At 73.6% G+C, this 19,227-nt stretch carries 16 protein-coding genes; 8 read left to right on the forward strand and 8 right to left on the reverse strand.

All coding sequences use genetic code 11. The annotated features are described in order from the left end of the window. Positions 1-65 precede the first annotated feature (65 nt). Positions 66-1,049, forward strand: coding sequence for a PLP-dependent cysteine synthase family protein (locus FGE12_RS11025; RefSeq protein WP_153866396.1), 984 nt, complete (start codon positions 66-68; stop codon positions 1,047-1,049). Positions 1,050-1,062: 13 nt separating this feature from the next. On the opposite strand, the gene FGE12_RS11030 is transcribed toward FGE12_RS11025, so the two are convergent. After that, positions 1,063-2,259 carry a glycosyltransferase 87 family protein gene (locus tag FGE12_RS11030; protein ID WP_153866397.1) on the reverse strand — a complete coding sequence of 399 codons (1,197 nt, stop codon included), beginning with the start codon at positions 2,257-2,259 and terminating at the stop codon, positions 1,063-1,065. A gap of 19 nt (positions 2,260-2,278) precedes the next feature. Then, entirely contained in the window at positions 2,279-3,370 is a 1,092-nt protein-coding gene (locus tag FGE12_RS11035) for an aromatic ring-hydroxylating dioxygenase subunit alpha (protein WP_153866398.1), read from the reverse strand. A gap of 147 nt (positions 3,371-3,517) precedes the next feature. On the opposite strand from FGE12_RS11035, the gene FGE12_RS11040 reads away from it, so the two are divergent. From FGE12_RS11040 to FGE12_RS11050, 3 genes are all read left to right on the forward strand, one after another. Beyond that, entirely contained in the window at positions 3,518-3,937 is a 420-nt protein-coding gene (locus tag FGE12_RS11040; RefSeq protein ID WP_153866399.1) for a hypothetical protein, read from the forward strand. A gap of 189 nt (positions 3,938-4,126) precedes the next feature. Further along, positions 4,127-5,926: a hypothetical protein gene (locus tag FGE12_RS11045; RefSeq protein ID WP_153866400.1), complete on the forward strand. Its 1,800-nt coding sequence runs from the start codon at positions 4,127-4,129 to the stop codon at positions 5,924-5,926. Positions 5,927-5,932: 6 nt separating this feature from the next. Next, positions 5,933-8,053, forward strand: coding sequence for an FUSC family protein (locus tag FGE12_RS11050; RefSeq protein WP_153866401.1), 2,121 nt, complete (start codon positions 5,933-5,935; stop codon positions 8,051-8,053). 6 nt (positions 8,054-8,059) lie between these two features. Here FGE12_RS11050 and FGE12_RS11055 read toward each other — a convergent pair whose 3' ends face one another. Further along, positions 8,060-8,944: a TonB C-terminal domain-containing protein gene (locus tag FGE12_RS11055; protein ID WP_153866402.1), complete on the reverse strand. Its 885-nt coding sequence runs from the start codon at positions 8,942-8,944 to the stop codon at positions 8,060-8,062. A 194-nt stretch (positions 8,945-9,138) separates the two neighbouring features. Here FGE12_RS11055 and FGE12_RS11060 point away from each other — a divergent pair, with 194 nt between their 5' ends. Together FGE12_RS11060 and FGE12_RS11065 are read left to right on the forward strand one after the other, a co-directional pair. Further along, positions 9,139-9,633, forward strand: coding sequence for a TspO/MBR family protein (locus FGE12_RS11060; RefSeq protein WP_153866403.1), 495 nt, complete (start codon positions 9,139-9,141; stop codon positions 9,631-9,633). A gap of 218 nt (positions 9,634-9,851) precedes the next feature. Beyond that, on the forward strand, positions 9,852-10,319 hold the full coding sequence (locus FGE12_RS11065) for an ester cyclase (protein ID WP_153866404.1): 468 nt from the start codon (positions 9,852-9,854) through the stop codon (positions 10,317-10,319). Positions 10,320-10,330: 11 nt separating this feature from the next. Here the strand turns inward: FGE12_RS11065 and FGE12_RS11070 are convergent, their stop codons facing one another. Genes FGE12_RS11070 through FGE12_RS11085 form a run of 4 tightly spaced genes read right to left on the reverse strand, consistent with a single transcriptional unit; the run spans position 10,331 to position 15,884 of the window. Beyond that, positions 10,331-11,707, reverse strand: coding sequence for a hypothetical protein (locus FGE12_RS11070; protein WP_153866405.1), 1,377 nt, complete (start codon positions 11,705-11,707; stop codon positions 10,331-10,333). A 5-nt stretch (positions 11,708-11,712) separates the two neighbouring features. Then, positions 11,713-13,113 (reverse strand): DUF1501 domain-containing protein, encoded by a 1,401-nt coding sequence (locus tag FGE12_RS11075; protein ID WP_153866406.1) that lies wholly within the window; start codon positions 13,111-13,113, stop codon positions 11,713-11,715. 24 nt (positions 13,114-13,137) lie between these two features. Then, positions 13,138-14,952 carry a hypothetical protein gene (locus FGE12_RS11080; RefSeq protein WP_153866407.1) on the reverse strand — a complete coding sequence of 605 codons (1,815 nt, stop codon included), beginning with the start codon at positions 14,950-14,952 and terminating at the stop codon, positions 13,138-13,140. A 14-nt stretch (positions 14,953-14,966) separates the two neighbouring features. Then, positions 14,967-15,884, reverse strand: a complete 918-nt coding sequence (locus FGE12_RS11085) for a hypothetical protein (protein ID WP_153866408.1) — start codon at positions 15,882-15,884, stop codon at positions 14,967-14,969. 264 nt (positions 15,885-16,148) lie between these two features. Here FGE12_RS11085 and FGE12_RS11090 point away from each other — a divergent pair, with 264 nt between their 5' ends. Next, positions 16,149-16,706, forward strand: coding sequence for a hemerythrin domain-containing protein (locus FGE12_RS11090; protein WP_153866409.1), 558 nt, complete (start codon positions 16,149-16,151; stop codon positions 16,704-16,706). 6 nt (positions 16,707-16,712) lie between these two features. Here FGE12_RS11090 and FGE12_RS11095 read toward each other — a convergent pair whose 3' ends face one another. Then, a complete protein-coding gene (locus FGE12_RS11095) occupies positions 16,713-17,357 on the reverse strand; it encodes an NADPH-dependent F420 reductase (protein WP_153866410.1) in 645 nt (214 codons plus the stop codon). Between the two features lie 124 nt (positions 17,358-17,481). Between FGE12_RS11095 and FGE12_RS11100 the strand changes: the two genes are divergently transcribed. Continuing rightward, positions 17,482-18,495 (forward strand): LysR family transcriptional regulator, encoded by a 1,014-nt coding sequence (locus FGE12_RS11100; RefSeq protein WP_153866411.1) that lies wholly within the window; start codon positions 17,482-17,484, stop codon positions 18,493-18,495. Positions 18,496-19,227: the final 732 nt, after the last annotated feature.

Consider the following 19,227-nt stretch of genomic DNA (forward strand, 5'->3'; position numbering starts at 1 on the left):
TGGCACGAAAGGACGGGGGGCACATCCCCGTCCCCGGACGGGGGTGGGCGTGCCAGAATGCGCCCATGAGCCTTCCCACCCGTCCCTGCCGCCCCCTGCCCGCCGACGGCCGCTTCCTGCAGCAGGTGGGCCCCACGCCGCTGGTGCCGGTGCGGCTGCAGCCGGACGCGCCCACCATCTGGTGCAAGCTCGAGTTCCTCAACCCCAGCGGCTCCACCAAGGACCGCATCGCGCGCTACATGCTGGAGAAGGCGTGGCGGCTCGGGGAGCTGTGCCCGGGCGGCGAGGTCATCGAGGCGAGCAGCGGCTCCACCTCCATCGCGCTCGCGCTCGCCTCCGCGCAGATGGGCGTGCGCTTCACCGCGGTGATGCCCGAGGGCGTCAGCCGCGAGCGCGTGCTCACCATCCGCGCCTACGGCGGCGAGGTGCTGCTCACCCCGAAGAGCGAGGGCATGGCGGGCGCCATGGCGCGCGCCGCGAGCGAGGCGCGCGCGCGCAAGGCCTTCGCGCCGCTGCAGTTCGAGAACCCCGACAACGCCGAGGCCCACCGCGTGTGGACGGGCCAGGAGGTGCTCAGCCAGGTGCCCGGCGGGCTCGTGCACGGCGTGGTGAGCGGCGTGGGCACGGGCGGCACCATCGTGGGGCTCTACCAGGCCTTCCGCGAGGCGGGCTGCCCGGTGGTGCCCTTCGCGGCGCGGCCCATCGCGGGGCTCACCGGCTCGGACCTCGAGTGCTGCAGCTTCAGCGCGCGCGTGCCCGGCGTGGTGGACGGGATGAGCAAGCTGTACTGCGAGGAGCGGCTCGAGGGGCTGCAGGTGCTCAACGTCTCGGACGAGGTGGCGGTGTGCACCGCGCGCGCGCTCATCAAGCGCGGCTTCCCCGTGGGCCCCTCCAGCGGCCTCAACTACGCGGCCGCGGTGGAGGCCGCGCGGAGGCTCGGCCCCCACGCGCAGGTGGTGACGGTGTTCGCCGACCGCATGGAGCGCTACTTCTCCACCGAGCTCATCCAGGGGCTCGATGCCCCGGCGAAGGGCACCGCAGCCGCCTGAGCCGCGTCCTCCCTCAAGGCGCCGGCTTCATCGCCCAGATGTCCGCGCCCTCCGCGGGCGCGTAGTGCGGCACGAAGCGCTCGAAGAACTGCGCCCGCCCCTCGCGCCGCACCACGCGCTGCTCCAGGACCACGGCGAGCAGCACCGCGAGCGCCACCGCGCCCCTGCGGGCGAGCGCGAAGCGCCCTGCCCCCGCCCACAGCTGCGCCGCGCCGAGTGCCGCGAGGAGGCAGAGGAAGGGCGCGAGGAAGGCGTTGTACTGGTCCCAGTAGGTGGCCGCCGCGAGGAAGGCTCCGACGGTGAGCACCGCGCCGGTGAACGCGAAGCGCGCGGCGGCGTCCTCACGCCAGCGGCGCACGGCGAAGAGCGCCCCCACGGCCGCGAGGAGCGCGAGCCCCAGCGCGCCGCGGCCCACGAACATCTCCTGCATCCGCAGCAGCCGCGAGAGGTCTCCGTCCGGAGGCCTGCGCGCATGGAAGGCGAAGACCTGCTCGAGGAAGCGCCCCGGCGCCTGCAGCGCGAACGGCCCTACCAGGACCGCGAGCGCGAGCGCCAGCCCCGCGCCGAAGGCCCCCACGCGCAGCCGTCTCCCCGCCGCCGCGAGCACGCCCGCCACCGCGGCCAGGGCCCACAGCTTGATGCTCAGCGCGCCCCCCGCGAGCACGCCCGCCCAGAGGCCCACGCGCCTGCGGCCCTCCTGTAGCGCAGCGAGGCCCGCCCCCGCGCACAGCAGCCCGAAGAGGTTGAGCGAGGGCTCGAGGAACACCCCGTGCTCCGCCGCGACGCAGACCGGATGGAGCGCGTAGAGCGCGGCCGCGGCCAGCCCTGCCGCCCGTCCCCAGGCGCGCCACGCGAGCCGCCCGAGCAGCAGCACGTTCGCGCCGCCCACCGCCACGCTCGCCCACCGCGCGAGGGCGAAGACGGTCCCGGGCTCCACCGCGCGCGCCCACGCGGACACGGGGGCGAGCACGAGCAGCAGCCCCGGCGGATGGACGAAGACGAAGTCGCGGTAGGGCCACACCCCCTGCGTGAGCAGCGCGGAGGCGGAGAAGTAGACGCCCTCGTCGTAGTCCACCGGCAGCCCCCACGCGCCGGCGCGCAGCAAGGGGTACGCGCGCACGAGCACCGCGACGAGCGCGAGCGCGCCCAGCAGCCACGCGGGCCGCAGCCAGGGGGAGGGAGGGAGCGTGTCCGGTGCGGAAGGAGTCATCGGAGGAGGGCTCGCAGCGTCACACGCGCATCTTCACGCGCGTCTCGACCATGGTCTCCGCGGCGCTGCCGGGCTCCTGCTGCGCGGGGCGCCCGCGCTCGGCCTGCTGCAGCAGGCGCAGGATGGCGGGGCCGAGCACGTCCAGCTCGGTGGAGGCGTAGGCCTCGCTGCCGAAGTGGCGCAGCGTCTGGGCCTGGCGTTCGAGCACGCGCGCGTCCTGCCGGAAGATGTGCAGCGCCACCGGGGTGAGGAAGGGGCGCACGAGCCAGCCGGGCAGCGGGAGGCGGAAGGTGACGACGGCGTAGACGCGCGTGTCGAAGTCGGACACGGGGGTCATCGCCGAGGTGACGATGAGGTGGCTCTTGTCCCCGAGCCGGTACTCCACCTGCGCGATGGAGGGCATGAGGAAGCGGTCGAAGTGCTGCACCACGCCGCCGCCCGGCGCGAGCAGCTTTCCGGCGAGCCCGGGCGGCGCGGGCTCGCCGATGTACTCGGCCTCCACGCGCTCGCTGGTGCGGCGCACCGCGACCTCGATCTCCCCGCGCGCCTTCTCGGTGCGGAAGAGCCCGCCGTGCAGGAAGGCGGTGTGGGGCACGTCCAGCGTGTTCTCCAGCGTCGCGTGCAGCGTGCCGGGGGCGCGCACCTCGCGGCGCACGGTGGTGTAGCCGCGCGCATCCAGGAGGGGAAAGCGGAAGGGCTCGTGCGTGGGCTCGGCGCCAGCGGTGGAGTAGGCCCAGACGAAGCCGTCCTGCTCGCGCGTGGCGAACACCTGCGCGCAGCGGCTCTTCGCCCCCGGCTCTCCGACGAGCCCGGGCACGGCGCGGCAGGCGCCGCCTGTGTCGAAGCGCCAGCCGTGATAGCCGCACTCGAGCTCCCCGTCGCGCACGCGGCCCAAGCTCAGCGGCACGTTGCGGTGCGGGCAGCGGTCCAGCAGCGCCGCGGGGCGGCCGCGCGCATCGCGGAAGAGGACGAGGGGCGTGCCCTGCAGCGTGCGCGCGAGCGGCTTCGTGCCCAGCTCGCGCGAGGCGCAGAGGATGAACCAGCGGTGGGGCAGCTTCACCACGGTGACGTGGGGGCTGCGCGCGGTGGTGGTGTCCTCGGGGCGGGCCATGGGCGCCGCACAGTGTACATGTCCCCTCTCCCCCTGGGAGAGGGCCGGGTTGAGGGAAGTGGCCTCGCTCCCCGCCTGGGCTACAACGCGCGCGAGCTCCGTGCCCACCTCGACGTGGGTGGAGCGGCGCTCGAGGAGGGCCGGGCCGTGGAAGAGACCAGCGAGACGCACTTTCTGAACGTCGATCTCGAGTTGCGCAGCGATGCTGCGCTCGCCCCCCTGCTCCAAGCGCTCCAGGGTTTTGCTTTCGCGCTGCACCAGGAGGTGCACTGGGCGGTGCTCGAGCTCGACACACAACCAGCGACCGCTGAGGAAGCCGTGCTCCTCTTCGCCGATGCGGTGGCCTCGCTCCCCGCATCGGCACGGGCCCTCTGGTACGCGTGCCGCCAGCGGCGTCTGGACATCGGCATCCTGGCAGGGGAACGCCCCCACTCCCGGGACTTCGTCCTGTCGCCTGCCGCCGTCGCAGCTCTGAGCGAGATGGCTGCAGAGCTCGCCATCACCGTCTATGGCTCGGCCACCTCGCGCGAGAAGCCGCGCGTCCCCCAGACGCCCCCGAGCAGGTAGCCGGGCCGCCCCCTGGCCGCGCTCGACGACCGGAATGCCGTCCCCACCTCAGGGGCTTGGCCGCCCGCTCGCACTCACGAGACGAGCCGGGTACGCGCCCGATGCCTTCGCCGTCGCGTGGCGACTGCTGGGCACTGCGGAAGAACGCAGCGCCCCTGCGCGCGTCGGGAGCCGCTATCGTCGCGCGCCATGCGCCCTCTGCCCCCGCTGCTCCTGGCCCTCGCAGTCCTCGGCTGTCACCCGCGCGCGGACGAGACCCGCCCCGCGCCCGCCGCGCAGGCCCCCGCCCCCGCGCCCGAGTCTCCGCACTTCCAGGTGAGCGTGTCCCCGCAGCTGGCCACCGCGCCCGCCGATGGCCGCCTCCTCGTCGTCGTCGCGAAGGACGCGTCGATGGAGCCGCGCTTCCAGGTCTCCGGGGACAACGAGAGCGCGCAGCTCTTCGGCGTGGACGTGAACGGCCTCACCGCCGGGCAGGAGGTGCGCGTGGGGGCGGAGGTTCTCGGCTACCCGCTCGACTCCCTCTCCCAGCTGCCCGCGGGCGACTACGTGGTGCAGGCGGTGCTGCACCGCTACGAGACGTTCAAGCGCGCGGACGGGCACACGGTGAAGCTGCCGATGGACCGCGGCGAGGGCCAGCACTGGAACCTCGCGCCGGGCAACTGGGTGAGCGCGCCGCAGCGGGTGCACCTGGATCCGAAGTCGGGCGGCCCCATCTCCCTGGTGCTCGACCACGCGCTGCCCGAGCTGCCGCCCACGCCGGACACGAAGTACGTGAAGCACGTGCGCATCAAGAGCGAGCTGCTCTCGAAGTTCTGGGGGCGCGACATGGAGCTGGCGGCCATCGTCCTGCTGCCCGAGGGCTTCGACACGCACCCGCAGGCGCGCTACCCGCTGATGGTCGCGCACGGCCACTTCAGCCGCGAGCTCTCCGGCTGGCGCGAGACGCCGGCGGACGAGGGGCTTCCCCCGGTGGACAAGGCGGGGCTCGCGCAGGACTGCCCCAACGGCCACGGCAACAAGTGCAACGAGCACGGCTACAAGCGGATGGTGCAGGAGGCGGGCTACCGCTTCTTCCAGCAGTGGACCGGCAAGGGCTTCCCGCGGGTGCTGCTGATGGAGATCCAGCACGCGAACCCCTACTACGACGACTCCTACGCGGTGAACTCCGCGAACGTGGGCCCCTACGGCGACGCCATCGTGAAGGAGCTCATCCCTGCCATCGAGAAGCAGTTCCGCGGCCAGGGCGCCTGGGCGCGCGGCATGTACGGCGGCTCCACGGGCGGCTGGGAGTCCATCGCGGCGCAGGTGTTCTACCCGGACGACTTCAACGGCGCGGTGGCCAACTGCCCGGACCCGGTGGACTTCCGCGCCTACGAGACGGCGAACCTCTACGAGGAGCCCAACGCCTTCTTCTCGGAAGGGCCCTTCCGCCGCACGCCGCGCGCCTCCACGCGCAACGCCCTGGGGCAGACCAGCGGCACCATCGAGCAGGACAACCGCATGGAGCTGGTGCTGGGTGAGCACTCGCGCTCGGGCGAGCAGTTCGACATCTGGGAGGCGGTGTACTCGCCGGTCGGTCAGGACGGCTACCCGCAGCGCATCTTCGACAAGCGCACCGGCGCCATCGACCCGCAGGTCGCGGCCTACTGGCGCGAGCACTACGACCTGAGCCACATCCTCGCGCGCGACTGGGCCACGCTGGGCCCCAAGCTGCAGGGCAAGCTGCGGGTGAACGTGGGCACGCTGGACACCTACTACCTGGACGGCGCGGTGAAGCTGCTCGAGGAGCGGCTGCAGACCCTGAAGGACCCGAAGCCGGACGTGGTCTTCGCCTACGGGGCGCGCGACGGGCACTGCTGGAGCGGCGACGCGGAGCACCTCAACTTCGAGTCGCGGCTCACCTACCACGACCGCCATATCCGGCTGCTGGTGGAGCACTTCCTGCGCACGGCTCCGAAGGGCGCGGACACGCGCAGCTGGCGCTACTAGCGGGCCATGCTCACGCGCCGTCTCGTCGAGCACGCGAAGCAGGTGGCGCAGCTGGCCCCGGTGCGCCCGGCGGTCAAGGCGGGCGTGCGCGCGGCGGTGGCCACGCTCCTGCCCATGGCACTGGTGGGCCCCGCGCACGCGGCCGCGGGGCTGTGGATGTGCGTGGGCGGCTTCAACGCCTCCTTCGCGGACCGCGGCGGCGCCTACCAGGCCCGCGCGCGCGGCATGAGCGCGGTGGCGCTCGCGTGCGCGGTCTCGGTGGGCGTGGGCGCGCTCGCGGGGCAGGAGGCGTGGGTGGCCATCCCGGCGACGCTGCTCTGGGTGACGGCCTGCAGCTACCTGGGCGTGTACGGGGCCACCGCGGCCTTCGTGGGCAACATCGCCGCGAGCGCCTTCGTCATCTCGCTCGCGCTGCCGGTGACGACGCCGCGCGAGGCGCTCGTGCGCGCGGGCGCGCTGCTGGTGGGCGCGCTGTGGGCCATGCTGCTCTCGCTGCTCCTGTGGCCCATCCGCAGCTACCGTCCTGCGCGGCTCGCAGTGGCGCGCACCCTGCGGGCGGTGGCGGACTACGGCGCGGCGGTGGGCGCGCAGGCTCCGGGTGCGAGCGCGGAGGGGTGGGCGGCGCTCATCCCCGCGCACCACCCGGCCCTGCGCGCGACGCTGGAGGAGACGCGCCAGACGCTGGCGGACATCCGCCGCGGGCGCCAGGAGCGCGGCCGCGGCGAGGCGCTGCTCGTGCTGCTACAGAGCGCGGACCTCAGCTTCGCGGGGCTGATCGCGCTCGCGGACCTGCTGGAGAGCCTCTCCGCGGCTCCCGCGCTGACGGCCTGGCGCGAGCAGGTCGCGCGGGCGCTCGCGGAGCTCGCGCAGGCGCAGCGCGAGCTGGCCCGGGTGGCGGAGACGGAGGGACACCCGGCTCCGCCCGCGGCGCTCTCGCCCCTGCCGGAGGCGCTGCGCGCGGGGCTGCCCTCCAGCCTCGCCGAGGTGGACCGGGCGCGCGCGCAGCACGTGCTGCGGCTGCTGGGGCAGCTGCGCGGCTACGCGGAGACGGCACGCGAGGCGGCGCTGGGGCTCTCGAGCGGACACCTGCCCTCCCCTCCGGAGGCGCCGCCGGGGCCAGCCTCCGAGGCCCAGCGCCGGCCGCTGCTCGAGCCCCTGCGCGAGAACCTCACGGGCTCCTCCATGGTGCTGCGCCACGCGCTGCGGGTGGGTGTCACCACGGCGGCGGCGGTGGCGCTCACGCGCGCGCTGCACCAGAGCCACGGCTACTGGGTGACCATCACGGTGCTCACCATCATGCTGCCCAACACGGGCCCTACCTTCCTCAAGGGGCTGCAGCGCGTGGTGGGCACGGTAGTGGGCGGGGTGCTCGCGGCGCTGGTGGCCGCGTGGCTGCACGACCCGCGCGGGCTGATGGTGCTCTCCTTCTTCACCGTGGCCGCGAGCGTGGCGCTCATCGCGGTGAACTACGGGCTGTACACCATCTTCCTCACGGTGACCTTCGTGCTGCTCGCGGAGGTGGGCTCGGGGGACTGGAGCCTCGCGGGCGTGCGCATCGTCAACACGCTCATCGGCGGCACGCTCGCGCTCGCGGGGACGTGGCTCCTGTGGGAGCGCTCCGAGCACGAGCTGTTCCCCGAGCAGCTCGCCGGGGCGCTGCGCGCGGATGCCACCTACCTGCACGAGGCGCTGGCCGCCTGGCGCGGGGAGCCGCGCCCTGCGGCGCTCGGAGAGGCGCGGCGCGCGCTGGGGCTCGCGGCGATCAACGCGGAGGTCTCCTTCCAGCGCCTGCTCTCCGAGCCGCGCAGCCGCCGCGAGCGCATCGAGCCGTGGATGACGCTGATGATGTACACGCGGCGGCTCGCCACCTCCATCACCGCCATCGCCGCGAGTCCACCGGAGCGCGCGGACGCGCGGGCACCCGAGGGGCTCGCGCAGCTGGAGCAGGTGGCCACGGGCGTGCTGGAAGACGTGGCGAACGCCGTGCTGCACGACCGCACGCCGCAGCCCCTGCCCGAGCTGCCGGAGCTCGCCACTCCGCACGAGCCGCTGCTGCAGGCCCAGCTCGAGCGCGTGGCCCGGCAGCTGCGGGTGCTGCACGCCGCCGCGGCCCGGCGCGCGACCTGACGCTGCTCAGTTCGCCTCGAGCAGCTCCACGCGCTTGTCGAGCGGCGGCGGGATGGCCTTCTTGTCCACCAGGTTCATCACGTCGAAGGTCGCGATGGCCCCCTTCGCGCGGTAGGGCGAGCGGGCCATGAACTGGAAGGTCCAGAGGCTGGTGAACTCGGCGCGCCCGCGCACCACTTCGGGCGGAGGCCGCGGCAGGTCGTGCGCCGCGGCGCGCAGGTCCTGGATGAGTCCCTTGTCGATGTCGTCGTCGCTCGAGGAGAACACCAGCTCGATGGCGCGCAGCGCGCCGTCCGCGCCCTGCGTGAGCCGCACCTGGGCGCCGACGCGGCTCTTGCGGCGGTCCTCGCGCGCCACCCGGCGCACGTTCCACACGGCCTCCAGCACGTCGCGCAGCTGTCCGAAGTAGGCGTGCACGCTGCCGCGCGCCACGTTCTGCTGCCCCTGGGACTCGCGCAGGATGTTGCCCGCGACGTCCCCCCTGGGCCCGCGCGCCTGCAGCCCGCCCTCGCCTCCCTCCACGCGCACGCCGTCGTCGGGCGGTGGCGGAGGCGGCCGCAGCGTGGGGGTGAGCAGCGTGCCGCGGTCTGCGACGGGGGCATCCGCTGCGGGTGCGCGCGGGACGTCCGAGGCGCTGGGCGCAGCGGCGGGAGGCTGCGCGGCGGGAGGCGCGGCAGGGGCCTGCGCCGTGCGCTCCTCCTTGCGCTTGCGCACGCGCGAGGGCGCAGCGGCGGGCGCCGGGGGCGGCGCGGGCGCGGACGCCACCTGGGCCGGGGGCGAAGGAGGCAGGTGCACCACCTCCACCTCGAGCGCAGGGGGCCGGGGCGTCGGCGGTGCGGGGGCTTTCGCGTGCAGGGCGAAGAGCACCAGCAGGTGCAGGGCAAGGCTCACGCCCAGTGCCACCCACCCCGTCCGAGACCTGCGCGCCGCCATGCGGCGCAATGTACGGGCAGTGCGGGCACGGAGATAGCACTCAGGGAAGCGGGGGCTCCCTGCCGGGCGAGCGACCAGGCCCTGTCCGCCGGCACGCCCGCGGAGGCGGACGCATCTTCTCCGCCAGCCCGCAGCCCATTCCCGGAGGCACGATGCAGACGAGTCCCGCGTGGCAGCGCCGCTCGGCGGTGGGCCTGGGCACCTTCGCCGCTCTTACCGCCGGCGCGGCGACCCTCGGCGCCCGCTCCACGGACGGGGGTACCCAGCGCTGGTACCGCCGCCTGAAGAAGCCCCCCTTCCAGCCTCCCGCGGCTGCCTTCCCCATCGCATGGACGGCCCTCTACGGGCTCATCGCGCTCTCCGGCTGGCGCGTGTGGCGCAAGCCCTCGGGCGCCGCACGCTCGCTCGCGCTCGAGCTGTGGGGCGTGCAGCTGGGGCTCAACGCCGCCTGGAGCTGGCTCTTCTTCGGCAAGCGCCGCAAGCGCACCGCGCTCGCGGACCTGGGGCTCCTCTGGGTGAGCATCGCCGGCTACACCGCGGCCGCCCGGCGCGTGGACCGCCCGGCCGCACGGATGATGGTGCCCTACCTCGGGTGGGTGGCTTTCGCCGGCGTGCTCAACGCGGAGATCGTGCGCCGCAACCCGTAGCACCTTCGTCCAGCGCGGGGCACCCATTCCTGCGCAGCGCGGGCCGTGCAGGCGATGCACTCCTCGCGCGCTCCACCTGCCGCTCGCACACGGGCGCTCGCAGGCGCGCTGCGCACAGCGGCCCGCCGCGCGCGCTGGTACCGCGCGGGCGCTCCCCGCACGCGCGCGTCCTGCGCACCGTCCACCTCCGGGAGGGACCAACGCAGGAGGAGTGCACCATGGCCATCGACATCGGCGCGCAGGTGCGCCGCGCCTTCGACGAGATCTGGCACAAGGGCAACCTGAGCTTCATCGACCAGAACTGCAGCGCGGACTACGTGAACCACGACGCCTTCGCCGGCGACGTGGACCGCGAGGGCTTCAAGGGGATCGTGCAGCTGTTCCGCGGCGCCTTCCCGGACCTCCGCTTCCGCATCGACGACGTGCTCGTCAGCGGCTCCAACGCCACCGTGCGCTGGACCGCCACCGGCACGCACCGCGGGCAGCTCATGGACATTGCGCCCACCGGCCACCGGGTGGAGGTGCGCGGCATCGGCATCGCGCGCTTCGCGGGCGACAAGGAGGTGGAGAACTGGGAGATGTGGGACGTGATGGGGCTGATGCAGCAGCTGGGCGCCGCGCCCACCATGTCCGTGCCCACCTCGATGCACACGGCGCTGCCGCCGCGGCCCGAGCCGCGGCACTGAAGGCACGCGGCCTAGTCGTTGAGGGCGCCGGCGAGGATCCAGTTCTGCACCGAGTCCAGCTGGTCCTGCGGCAGCGGCACGCTCTGGCCCTGGTCGTTGAGGGGCATGCGGCGGCGCTGGGTGCTGCCGTCGCCCACCAGCATCAGCCACAGGTAGCTCTTCTCCGGCTGGCCGGGCTGCACGAGCTTCAGGTCGGGGCGGGCCACGCTCGCCTCGAGCAGGCGCTGGTAGGTGTTACCGGTGAGGTCCAGGTTGCCCGAGGGGTTGGGGCTCACGTGGCAGCCGGTGCAGTTCGCGTCGATGATCGGCTTGATGCGGCCGCTGAAGGTGACGCCCTGCCCCACCACGTTGAGCTCGTCCTGGCGGGTCTTGTACGAGCAGCTCTCGAAGTTGATGTCCGAGGCGAGGTTCCACGCGCCCTGCGAGCCGTCCCAGCCCTTGGGCAGCCCCTCGATGAAGCACACCAGGGCGAGCATGTCCGGCACGGAGGGCGGCTGGTTCGCGAGCGGCATGCGCGAGCCGGGGATGACCTGGCCCTCCATGTGCCCGCGCAGGCGCGCCACCAGGTAGCTCTGCTCGGGCACGCCCGGGCGGATGAGCGGCGTGGGAGCGCCCCCTTGCGCGCCGAAGTGGCCGTTGCGGTTGTGGTCTCCCTGCACCAGCCCGCTCACCGCGAGCGCCGCCGCGTCCTCGCGCTGCCACTCGGCCACCTGGCCGTAGAGGTGGCGCCGGTTGCCGGGCAGCGGCCACCACGTGGTGGTGTACTGCGCGAAGGCGAGCCCCTCGAGGTTGCCCTGCGCGTTGACGAAGTTGCGCACGAAGGTGCCGGTGAACCAGCGCTGGGTGAAGGTGCCGGGCACGGGGTCCGCGAGCACCACGTGCAGGCCCGGCATGGTCTCGTCCGGCAGGTGCGCGTCGTCCAGCGTCGGCGCGTCGCCCGGGACGTAGTCGAGCCAGCCCAGCTGGGAGGCGGCGCCGCCCTGGCCCTCGAGCCGAAACAGGTCCCCCACCCGCTCGCAGCGGTCGAACACGGTGGACCAGCTGCCGGGCTGCACGTTGCACGGCGCGTTCAGCAGGGTGCTGAAGGCGGCCGGCGTGTGCATGTCCGGGTACTCCTTCTGGTTGTGGCACACCCCGTTGGTGCCGCCGCAGGTGCGCATCACCAGCTTGCGGTGCAGGTCCAGCCCCGTGGGGTAGGTGGCCTGCGCCTCCTGCACCAGCGGGTCCGAGCCGGTGTAGCGCGGCGCGCTCACGGCCTCGGCGAGCGTGGGGCGCACGGGCGTGAAGGGGATGAGCCCCTCCACCTGGTGCACCTCGGGGCCGCGGCCGCCGCAGGCCGCGAGCAGGAGCGAGAGCGCGAGAGCAGAAGCGAGGGAGCGCGTGCGCATGGCGGTCACCGGAAGAGGTCCTGGATGGGGCTGTCGGCGGTGAAGACCTGGCTGTGGTCTGCGCCCAGCAGGTCCAGCAGCGTCTTGAGCACCGCGCGGTAGGAGTAGACGGGCCCTTGCGCCTTGAGGTCCGAGGCGCGGCAGCTCCCCAGGCTCTTGCCGCCCTTGCCCGCCTTCGCGATGACGCCGCCCATCAGGGGCATGGACATCCAGCGCGTGGCCAGGTCGCTGCCGTGGTCGCTGCCGTTGGCGGAGTTGAACTTCTGGCCGCCGGTGGTGCGGCCGAACTCGCTGCCCACCACGACCAGCGTGTGATCCCAGTAGGTGCCACCCGCCGGGTGCACCATCTTCTTCAGCGCGGCATTCACGCCCGCGAGCAGCCGGTTCGCGCCGTCCAGCGTGGTGGGCAGGTTGTCCTGCTCGTCCGAGTGCATGTCGTAGCCGCCCTGGTTCATGAAGACGGCGGGGCAGCCGAAGTGGAAGAGGCGCAGCGCGAGCGCGGCGCGGCGGCCGGTGGTGTCCGTGCCCAGCAGCACCGAGAGGTCGCGGTTGCTGATGCCGTCCACCTCGGTGGTGGCGTCGTTGGCCACCTTGAGCAGCGGGTCCTGGAAGATCTTCCCGTAGGCGCGCGTCTGGTCGCGCGACTGCTGGTAGGCCTCGGCGGGGCTGCGCAGCGCCGAGTGCAGGCGGGCCTGGTAGCGGCTCTGCAGGCCGCCCACCATGGCGTTCGCCCACGCGGGCAGGGTGTTCTCGGCGTCGAAGCCGAAGCGCTCGAAGCCCGCGCCGTCCAGCACCGGCGGGCGGTACGCGGCGAGGCTGCCTGCGCCCAGCGCCATCCCCGCCTCGCCGAGGCTGAAGGCGGGCAGCAGCGTCTGGCCCCCGGTGGGGCGGTCCTTGAGCCCCGCGTTCACGTAGGTGAGGAAGCTGGTGGTGCCGCCCACGAAGCCGGTGAGGAAGCGCTCGAGGCCGGTGCCGTGGTTGCCGTCCGCGCGCCCCGAGGCGGGCTCGTGGTCCACGCAGGGCAGCACGCACATGTCGCCCGAGAGCTCGGAGGCGCGCTTCATGCCCAGCGCCACCCGCTGCTTCGTGGCGTCGTCCTTGCCCGAGAGCCACGAGGCCTCGTCCAGGAGCTTGCCCACGCCCCACTCGGTGCCCGCGGCGCGGTGCTCCGAGCGGCCGAAGGGGTTGAAGCCCGAGTCCACGTCGCCGTTGAAGGCGGTGGTGAAGCGGAAGCCGCCGGCGAGCCGGATGTAGAGCAGGTGCTTCACGCTGCCGCGGCCGGCCGTCTGCGCGTACGCCGCGCGCGGCAGCCACAGCTGGGGAAAGGCCAGGGCCGCGGAGGCCGCGCCCAGGCCCTGCAGGAGGGCCCGTCGGCCGGGATTCTTGGGCTGGGAGTCGTCGCTCATGTGCGTGAAGGCTCCGGAGGCGCGCTAGTAGAAGAGGTGCTCGGCGCTGGTGAGCAGCGCGAAGCAGAGGGGACGGGCGAACTGCTCCGCGGTGCAGGTGCCCGCGGCGCAGGCGGCGCCCGCGGTCTGCAGCTCGCCGAGCTCGTCGGCGCTGGGGCTGCGGCCCAGGAGCGCGCGGTACTGCAGCGTGCCGATGGACTGCGCGAGCCCCGCGTCCAGCACGCGCGTCGCGGCGGTGCCCGCGGGCAGCAGGCGCTCGGCGGGGGCCGCGGCGTCCGCCGCCTCGCCCTTCTCCAGCGCCGGGTTGCACAGCGCGTTGACGAAGTCGAGCTGGGTGGCCGTGGTGAGGATGCTCACCACCTTGAAGCGCCCGCCGGCCACGTTCTCGGGGCAGCCGCCCAGCGTGCGCGCCACGGTGGCGTACGCGGTGTCCACGTTGCCCTTCGCGTCCAGGCGCCACTGGCTCGCCTGCAGCACGCGGTAGGCCGAGAGGCTCTTCGCGTCCAGGAAGGCCTGCGGGCGGCTGATGCGGTGGTCACAGCGGCCGGGGTCCTGGCCGGCGGCCGGCGACATCGAGTCGAGCCAGACCTCGGCCTCCATCTGCTTCAGCGGCCCGTAGGTCCAGCGGTAGCGCGCGCTGCTCTCGCCCGCGGTGGACTGCAGGTAGGCCACCGAGGTCACCACCGCGTGGTGCACGCTGCGGATGTCGCCGTTGTTCTGGAAGAGCCACTGCACCAGCTCCTCGCGCACCTCGGGCACCTGCGCGTCCAGGTTGTAGCCGAGGTACTGCTCCACCACGTCGTCCACCGCCTTCTCCCAGAAGGCGCGCTGGGAGGCGAGGATGCGGCCGGGCACCTGCAGCTTCTCCCACTCCTCGGGGCGCAAGAGCCCGCTCCAGGTGGTGAGCTGGTTCAGGTTGGGGTCGCGGCTCGCGCGCAGGTCCGGCGTGAAGGAGAGCTCGTGGTAGCCCCACAGGACGCTGGTGCACTCGCCGCGCAGCGTGTCGTCCACCTGCCCGTCGTCGCCGGCGCAGGGGAAGCGCACGAAGGCGTCCGGCAGGCGCATGTTGAGGTAGGCGTGGTCGTAGTAGCCGGAGTGCCAGGTGCGGTAGAGCCGCGCCATGTCCGCCTTCTCGCTCTCGAAGGGCGGGCGGCCGAGGAACTGGCGGAACAGGCTCTCTGCGCGGTCGCCGGGGTCCGCGTTGCGGCGCACCAGCACCGGGTGCGCGCTGGCCACCTCGGCGAACTGATCGTAGGGGACGAGGCCGCGGTAGAGCTTCGCGACCAGGTTGTCCATGTCGTAGATGCCCTGAACGCTCACCACCTCGTTGCTGTAGAGGAAGCGGTCCGCGGCGCGGCGCTGGTTGAGCGCCACGAAGGCGTCCTCGCCCATGAGCCTCTCCACCGTGGCGCCCCAGTCGCCGCCTGCGCCGCAGGCCGCCTCGCTCTCGTCCGCGGTGGGCACGCGCCCCACCAGGTCGATGAAGAGCCTGCGGCAGGCCTCCTGCGCCACGATGGGGCGCGGCGCGAGCCCCACGCCCCACAGGCTCCTGCACAGGCCGCGGTTCACCGGGTTCTGCAGCCCGGCGCCCGCGCAGTAGGCCTCGCAGTCCGCGTCGCAGTTGGGGGGCCGCGTGTCGTCCGCCACGCTGGCGCCCGCGCGCGGGGCGGGCAGCACGTCCTGGCCGCCCGCGAAGTGGCCGCTGGTCACGGGCTCGCCGTTGCCCACCATGGCGCCCGGCCCCACGGCGACGTTCTCGGGGCCGAAGGGCAGGTCGCCCGAGCACGCGGCGAGCAGGAGCAGCGGGAGGAGGGCCGCACGGGGGAGGCGTGGGAGCATCCGCAGGTCCATTTCTAGAGGGCGAACTCGGCGCCGAGCGTGAGCCCGAGCCGCAGCGTCCGGGTGGTCCAGTTCTTCTGGAAGTGCAGCCCCTCCACCTCCTGGTCGGTGGCGAAGAGGTACAGCCGCTCCATCTGCAGCCCGAGGTCCGCGCGCAGGCTGATGCGCTCGGTCATCTTGCGGCGCGCGCCCGCGCTCAGGCCCAGCGTCCAGCCGAAGCGCGGCACGTTCCACACGCCGGCGCCCTCGGTGCGCAGGCGGTTGATCTCGTCCGCGAGCGCGCCGCCGGGCAGCAGCATCGCGAGCCCGCCGCGCGCGCCCAGCACCGCCTCGTAGGGCCCGTGCACGGGCAGGCCGTACTCCGCGAGCGCGAGCGCCTCGGTGAGCACGCCGAAGGTGAAGGGGCGGTCGCCGCCGGCCGAGTAGTTGCCGAACACCCGCACGCCGGGCCCGAAGCGCAGCCGCTCGCTCCTCGCGAAGAGCAGCCACGCGCTGCCGGAGACGAACTTGCTGCTGCCGTACTCGAAGGACTCCTCGCGGTGGCTCGAGTCGATCCACTGCCCGCCGGACATCTGGCTGCCCTCGCCGAAGAGGTCCAGCCCCAGCCCGATGCGCGGCGGGGGCAGGCGCGCGGGGGGCTCCGCGGGGGCCTGTTCAGCGAGGCGCGCGCGCGCGGGCTCGGCCCTCGCGGCGGCGGTGCGCGCGGGCGCAGGCGCGGCGGCCGGCGCGCTGCTCTCGGCGGCCGGCGAAGGCGCCGCCTGCTGCTGCGCGGGCGCGCTCGCGGCCTCGGAAGGCTGCGGCTCGCTCGCCGGAGCGCTCGCGCGGCCCTTCTTCGAGGTGCTGCTGCGGGTCTTTCGCGGCGCGGCGTGGGCGCCGGGCGCGGCGAGCAGGACGAGGGCGAGCGTGGCGAGCAGGGCGCGGGGGCGGAGCATGCGGCGCGCAGCATAGGGGAAAGCGTGCGGGCAATTCCCCAATTGATCCAAAGGGTTGTGATGCCGTGGAGGTGGCACTCGCACTCCCGGTCCAACCCGTGCCGCCGCGCGGCAGCCTTGCAGTCCCGCTGCGCGAGAGCCCCAGCATCCGCCGCTCAACAGGCGCGGGGGCGGGCCTCTGCGGCCGCGGGCCGCGCGGGCGGAGGATGCGCACGCTTCACCGGACATCGCGACGTTCCCACGACGACAGGAGGCATGCGCCCCATGGACGCCCTGACGCTGCTGAAGCAGGACCACCGCACGGTGGAGGAGCTGTTCAAGAAGTTCGAGGCGCTCGGAGACCGCGCGCACAAGGCCAAGCGCAAGCTGGTGGACCAGATGGTGCGCGAGCTCTCGGTGCACGCGGTCATCGAGGAGCAGGTGTTCTACCCCGCGGTGCGCGAGCGCGTGCAGAAGCTCGAGGACGACGTGCTCGAGGCGCTCGAGGAGCACCACGTGGCCAAGTGGCTGCTCAGCGAGCTGGACGGGCTGCCGCCCGAGGCCGAGCGCTTCGATGCGAAGGTGAGCGTGCTGATGGAGAACGTGCGCCACCACGTGAAGGAGGAGGAGAAGACGCTCTTTCCCCAGGTGAAGCGCGCGCTGAAGCCCGCGGACCTCAAGAGCCTGGGCGAGCTGCTCGAGGCGGCGAAGAAGGCCGCCCCCACGCGCCCCCACCCGCGCAGCCCCGACACGCCGCCCGGCAACCTGGTGGCGGGCGCCGTCTCCAAGGTGCTGGACGTGGGCCGCGACGCGGTGCGCGCCGTCACCCGCACGCGCGACTGAGCGGCGTCAAGGCGCGCGCAGCAGCTTGAACGCGTGCGCCCAGTCGTTGCGCAGGAAGCCCGGGATGCACCAGAGCATGCACAGGGGCTCGATGGCCCGGGCGGCCTCCGCCCGGCCCATGTCGGCGGCCTCCCAGCCGAACTGCTCCAGCACGCCCTGCACCTGGCGCTTCGCCGCCTCGTCGTTGCCGCAGATGAACATGGTGGGCCGGCCGCCCTCGAGCCGGGGGTCCACCATCAGGTTGTTGCCCACCGAGCTGAAGGCCTTCACGAAGCGCACCCCCGCGTGAGCGCGCTGCAGCTGCTCGAGCAGCGAGTCGTTGGGGCCGGTGAAGAACTGCAGCACGCCGTTCACCGGCGGCGCCTCGGCGATGGGGTTGGTGGTGTCGATGACCGCCTTGCCCTCGAGGCTGCCGGGCCCCGCCTCGCGCAGCGCCTCGAGCGCCGCCGTGCCCTTCACCGACAGCACCGCGAGCTCGGCGTAGCGCGCGGCCTCCGCGAAGCTGCCCACCCTCGCGCCCGGGTTCGCCTTCGCCCACGCCGCGAGCTTCTCCGGGCTGCGGCTGCCCAGCATCACCTCGTGCCCATGCTTCAGGAAGCCAGTGCCCAGCGCCTGCGCCACGACTCCGGACCCCAGGATGCCCACCTTCATGTCCGTCTCTCCCGCGGCGCACTCGCCGCCGTGTGTTGGATGCCCAGAAGCTACGCGGCGGCGCCCTCGAACCGAAAGTCACGAGTTGTTGAAGGAAAGGTGACTTGCGGTTGAGAATCGCTCCATGAAGCAGCTCCAGGGGATGCTCGCCTTCGTGGAGACCGCCACCAGCGGCAGCCTGCGCGCGGCCGCCGAGCGGCTGGAGGTGACGCCGGCGGCCGTGAGCAAGAGCCTCGCGCGGCTCGAGTCGCAGCTGGGGGTGCGCCTGCTCAACCGCAGCACGCGGCGCGTGGCACTGACGGCGGAGGGCCAGCGCTTCCTCGGCAAGGCGCGCGCAGCGCTGCGCGCGCTGGACGAGGCGGTGGCGGACGTGACGCAGGCGGCGCTCGCGCCCTCGGGCCGCGTGCGCGTCTCGGTGGGCATGGCCTTCGGGCGCCGCTGGGTGCTGCCCGCGCTGCCTGCACTCGCTCAGCGCTACCCGGGCCTGAGCGTGGACGTGGACCTGGACAACCGCCCCGTGGACCTGGTGGCGAGCGGCTTCGACATCGGCATCCGCGGCGGGCTCATCGAGAACAGCAGCCTCGTGGCGCGCCGCATCTGTCACCTGCCCCTGGTGCTGGTGGCGAGCCCGCGCTACCTCGAGCAGGCAGGCGTGCCGCAGACCGTGGACGCGCTCGCCCAGCACCGCCTCCTGGCCGTGCACTTCGCCGGTGCCCCGCCCACCCCCTGGCGCTTCCGCAAGCCTGGCGCGCGCGGCGCCCGGCTGCACTTCACCCCCGAGCCCCGGCTCTCCGTGAGCGACCCGGAGGCGCTGGTGGACCTCGTCCTGGCGGACGCGGGCATCGCCCAGACGGGGCTGAGCCATGCGCTGCCCCACCTGCGCACCGGGCGCCTGCGGCTGCTGCTGCCCGAGCTGCACGACCCGGGCAGCCGCGAGATGGTGCTGCACTACCCGCACCGCCAGTTCCTCGCACCCCGCGTGCGCGCGGTCGTCGAGGCACTGCTGGAGCACTTCCGGCAGGCAGCCGACCTGCACCTCACGGTGGCCCAGGTGCTGGAGGCCCTGCCCGGCGCCGCCGCCGAGGCCTCCCCAGCGCGCAGGAGCCCCGCCCGCCCGCGCGCATCCGTTGAACGATAGGTCGCGACTGCGCAAGGCCGGGCAGTGGGCGACAAGCCTGCGCCGCGTCCGACTCAGGGACACGCGAGAGTGGCGCGAGAGACACGGCCTCGAGGAGGAGAGGCCGGGGAGGGAACGGGGCTTCTCCGGGTGGGTGAAGCCGTCCACGACGCGTGGACTGCCGTCTCGAAAGGAGACGCCCCTCCCGGGCGCGGACCGGCGCGCGATGCAAAAACGTAAAATCCTATTTTACGTATTTGCACGAGCCAGCCGGCGGCTCCCGAGGGGGCACACACGCAGAGTGAAGCGCGCTCCAGGGCCGACGCTGCGCGCGAGGAATGGACGTTTCGTTCCATGCGAAGGCCCGAGCAACGCGGGCGAGCGTGAAAGGAAGCTTCCTTCCAGAGGGTGCGCCGGGGCGGGGCGGCCCTCGTGCGCGGGGTGCAACCGTGTCACCCCTGAGCGCCGCGTCCCGGCAGCGCCCCACCGCGAGGAGCCGCAGCGCTCAGCCACCCTTCCCGCCTTGACGCCCCCACCGGCAAGCCAACACCCACGCATCAGGCAATGCACTCGCACCCACTCGCCGGGTTCACCTTGGCCTGCCTCGTCACGGGCGTCGGGCGGGCGTCGAGTCGCTGCGATCAATGCGTCTGATGCTCTGCTCGCGACCTGCCCGAGCGACGGAGCCGTGCGACCTGGCCTCTCTGCGGACGACGCGTGTGCCTTGGCCACCACCGCCACTGTCCCCGCGTT

Origin of the sequence: Aggregicoccus sp. 17bor-14 (assembly GCF_009659535.1) — a bacterium.
Lineage (GTDB): Bacteria > Myxococcota > Myxococcia > Myxococcales > Myxococcaceae > Aggregicoccus.

Bases quoted from the DNA above. Each gene is read 5' to 3' on its own strand.
- FGE12_RS11025 (WP_153866396.1), top strand. From the start codon at position 66: ATGAGCCTTCCCACCCGTCCCTGCCGCCCCCTGCCCGCCGACGGCCGC.
- FGE12_RS11030 (WP_153866397.1), bottom strand. From the start codon at position 2,259: ATGACTCCTTCCGCACCGGACACGCTCCCTCCCTCCCCCTGGCTGCGG.
- FGE12_RS11035 (WP_153866398.1), bottom strand. From the start codon at position 3,370: ATGGCCCGCCCCGAGGACACCACCACCGCGCGCAGCCCCCACGTCACC.
- FGE12_RS11045 (WP_153866400.1), top strand. From the start codon at position 4,127: ATGCGCCCTCTGCCCCCGCTGCTCCTGGCCCTCGCAGTCCTCGGCTGT.
- FGE12_RS11050 (WP_153866401.1), top strand. From the start codon at position 5,933: ATGCTCACGCGCCGTCTCGTCGAGCACGCGAAGCAGGTGGCGCAGCTG.
- FGE12_RS11060 (WP_153866403.1), top strand. From the start codon at position 9,139: ATGCAGACGAGTCCCGCGTGGCAGCGCCGCTCGGCGGTGGGCCTGGGC.
- FGE12_RS11065 (WP_153866404.1), top strand. From the start codon at position 9,852: ATGGCCATCGACATCGGCGCGCAGGTGCGCCGCGCCTTCGACGAGATC.
- FGE12_RS11070 (WP_153866405.1), bottom strand. From the start codon at position 11,707: ATGCGCACGCGCTCCCTCGCTTCTGCTCTCGCGCTCTCGCTCCTGCTC.
- FGE12_RS11075 (WP_153866406.1), bottom strand. From the start codon at position 13,113: ATGAGCGACGACTCCCAGCCCAAGAATCCCGGCCGACGGGCCCTCCTG.
- FGE12_RS11080 (WP_153866407.1), bottom strand. From the start codon at position 14,952: ATGCTCCCACGCCTCCCCCGTGCGGCCCTCCTCCCGCTGCTCCTGCTC.
- FGE12_RS11085 (WP_153866408.1), bottom strand. From the start codon at position 15,884: ATGCTCCGCCCCCGCGCCCTGCTCGCCACGCTCGCCCTCGTCCTGCTC.
- FGE12_RS11090 (WP_153866409.1), top strand. From the start codon at position 16,149: ATGGACGCCCTGACGCTGCTGAAGCAGGACCACCGCACGGTGGAGGAG.
- FGE12_RS11095 (WP_153866410.1), bottom strand. From the start codon at position 17,357: ATGAAGGTGGGCATCCTGGGGTCCGGAGTCGTGGCGCAGGCGCTGGGC.
- FGE12_RS11100 (WP_153866411.1), top strand. From the start codon at position 17,482: ATGAAGCAGCTCCAGGGGATGCTCGCCTTCGTGGAGACCGCCACCAGC.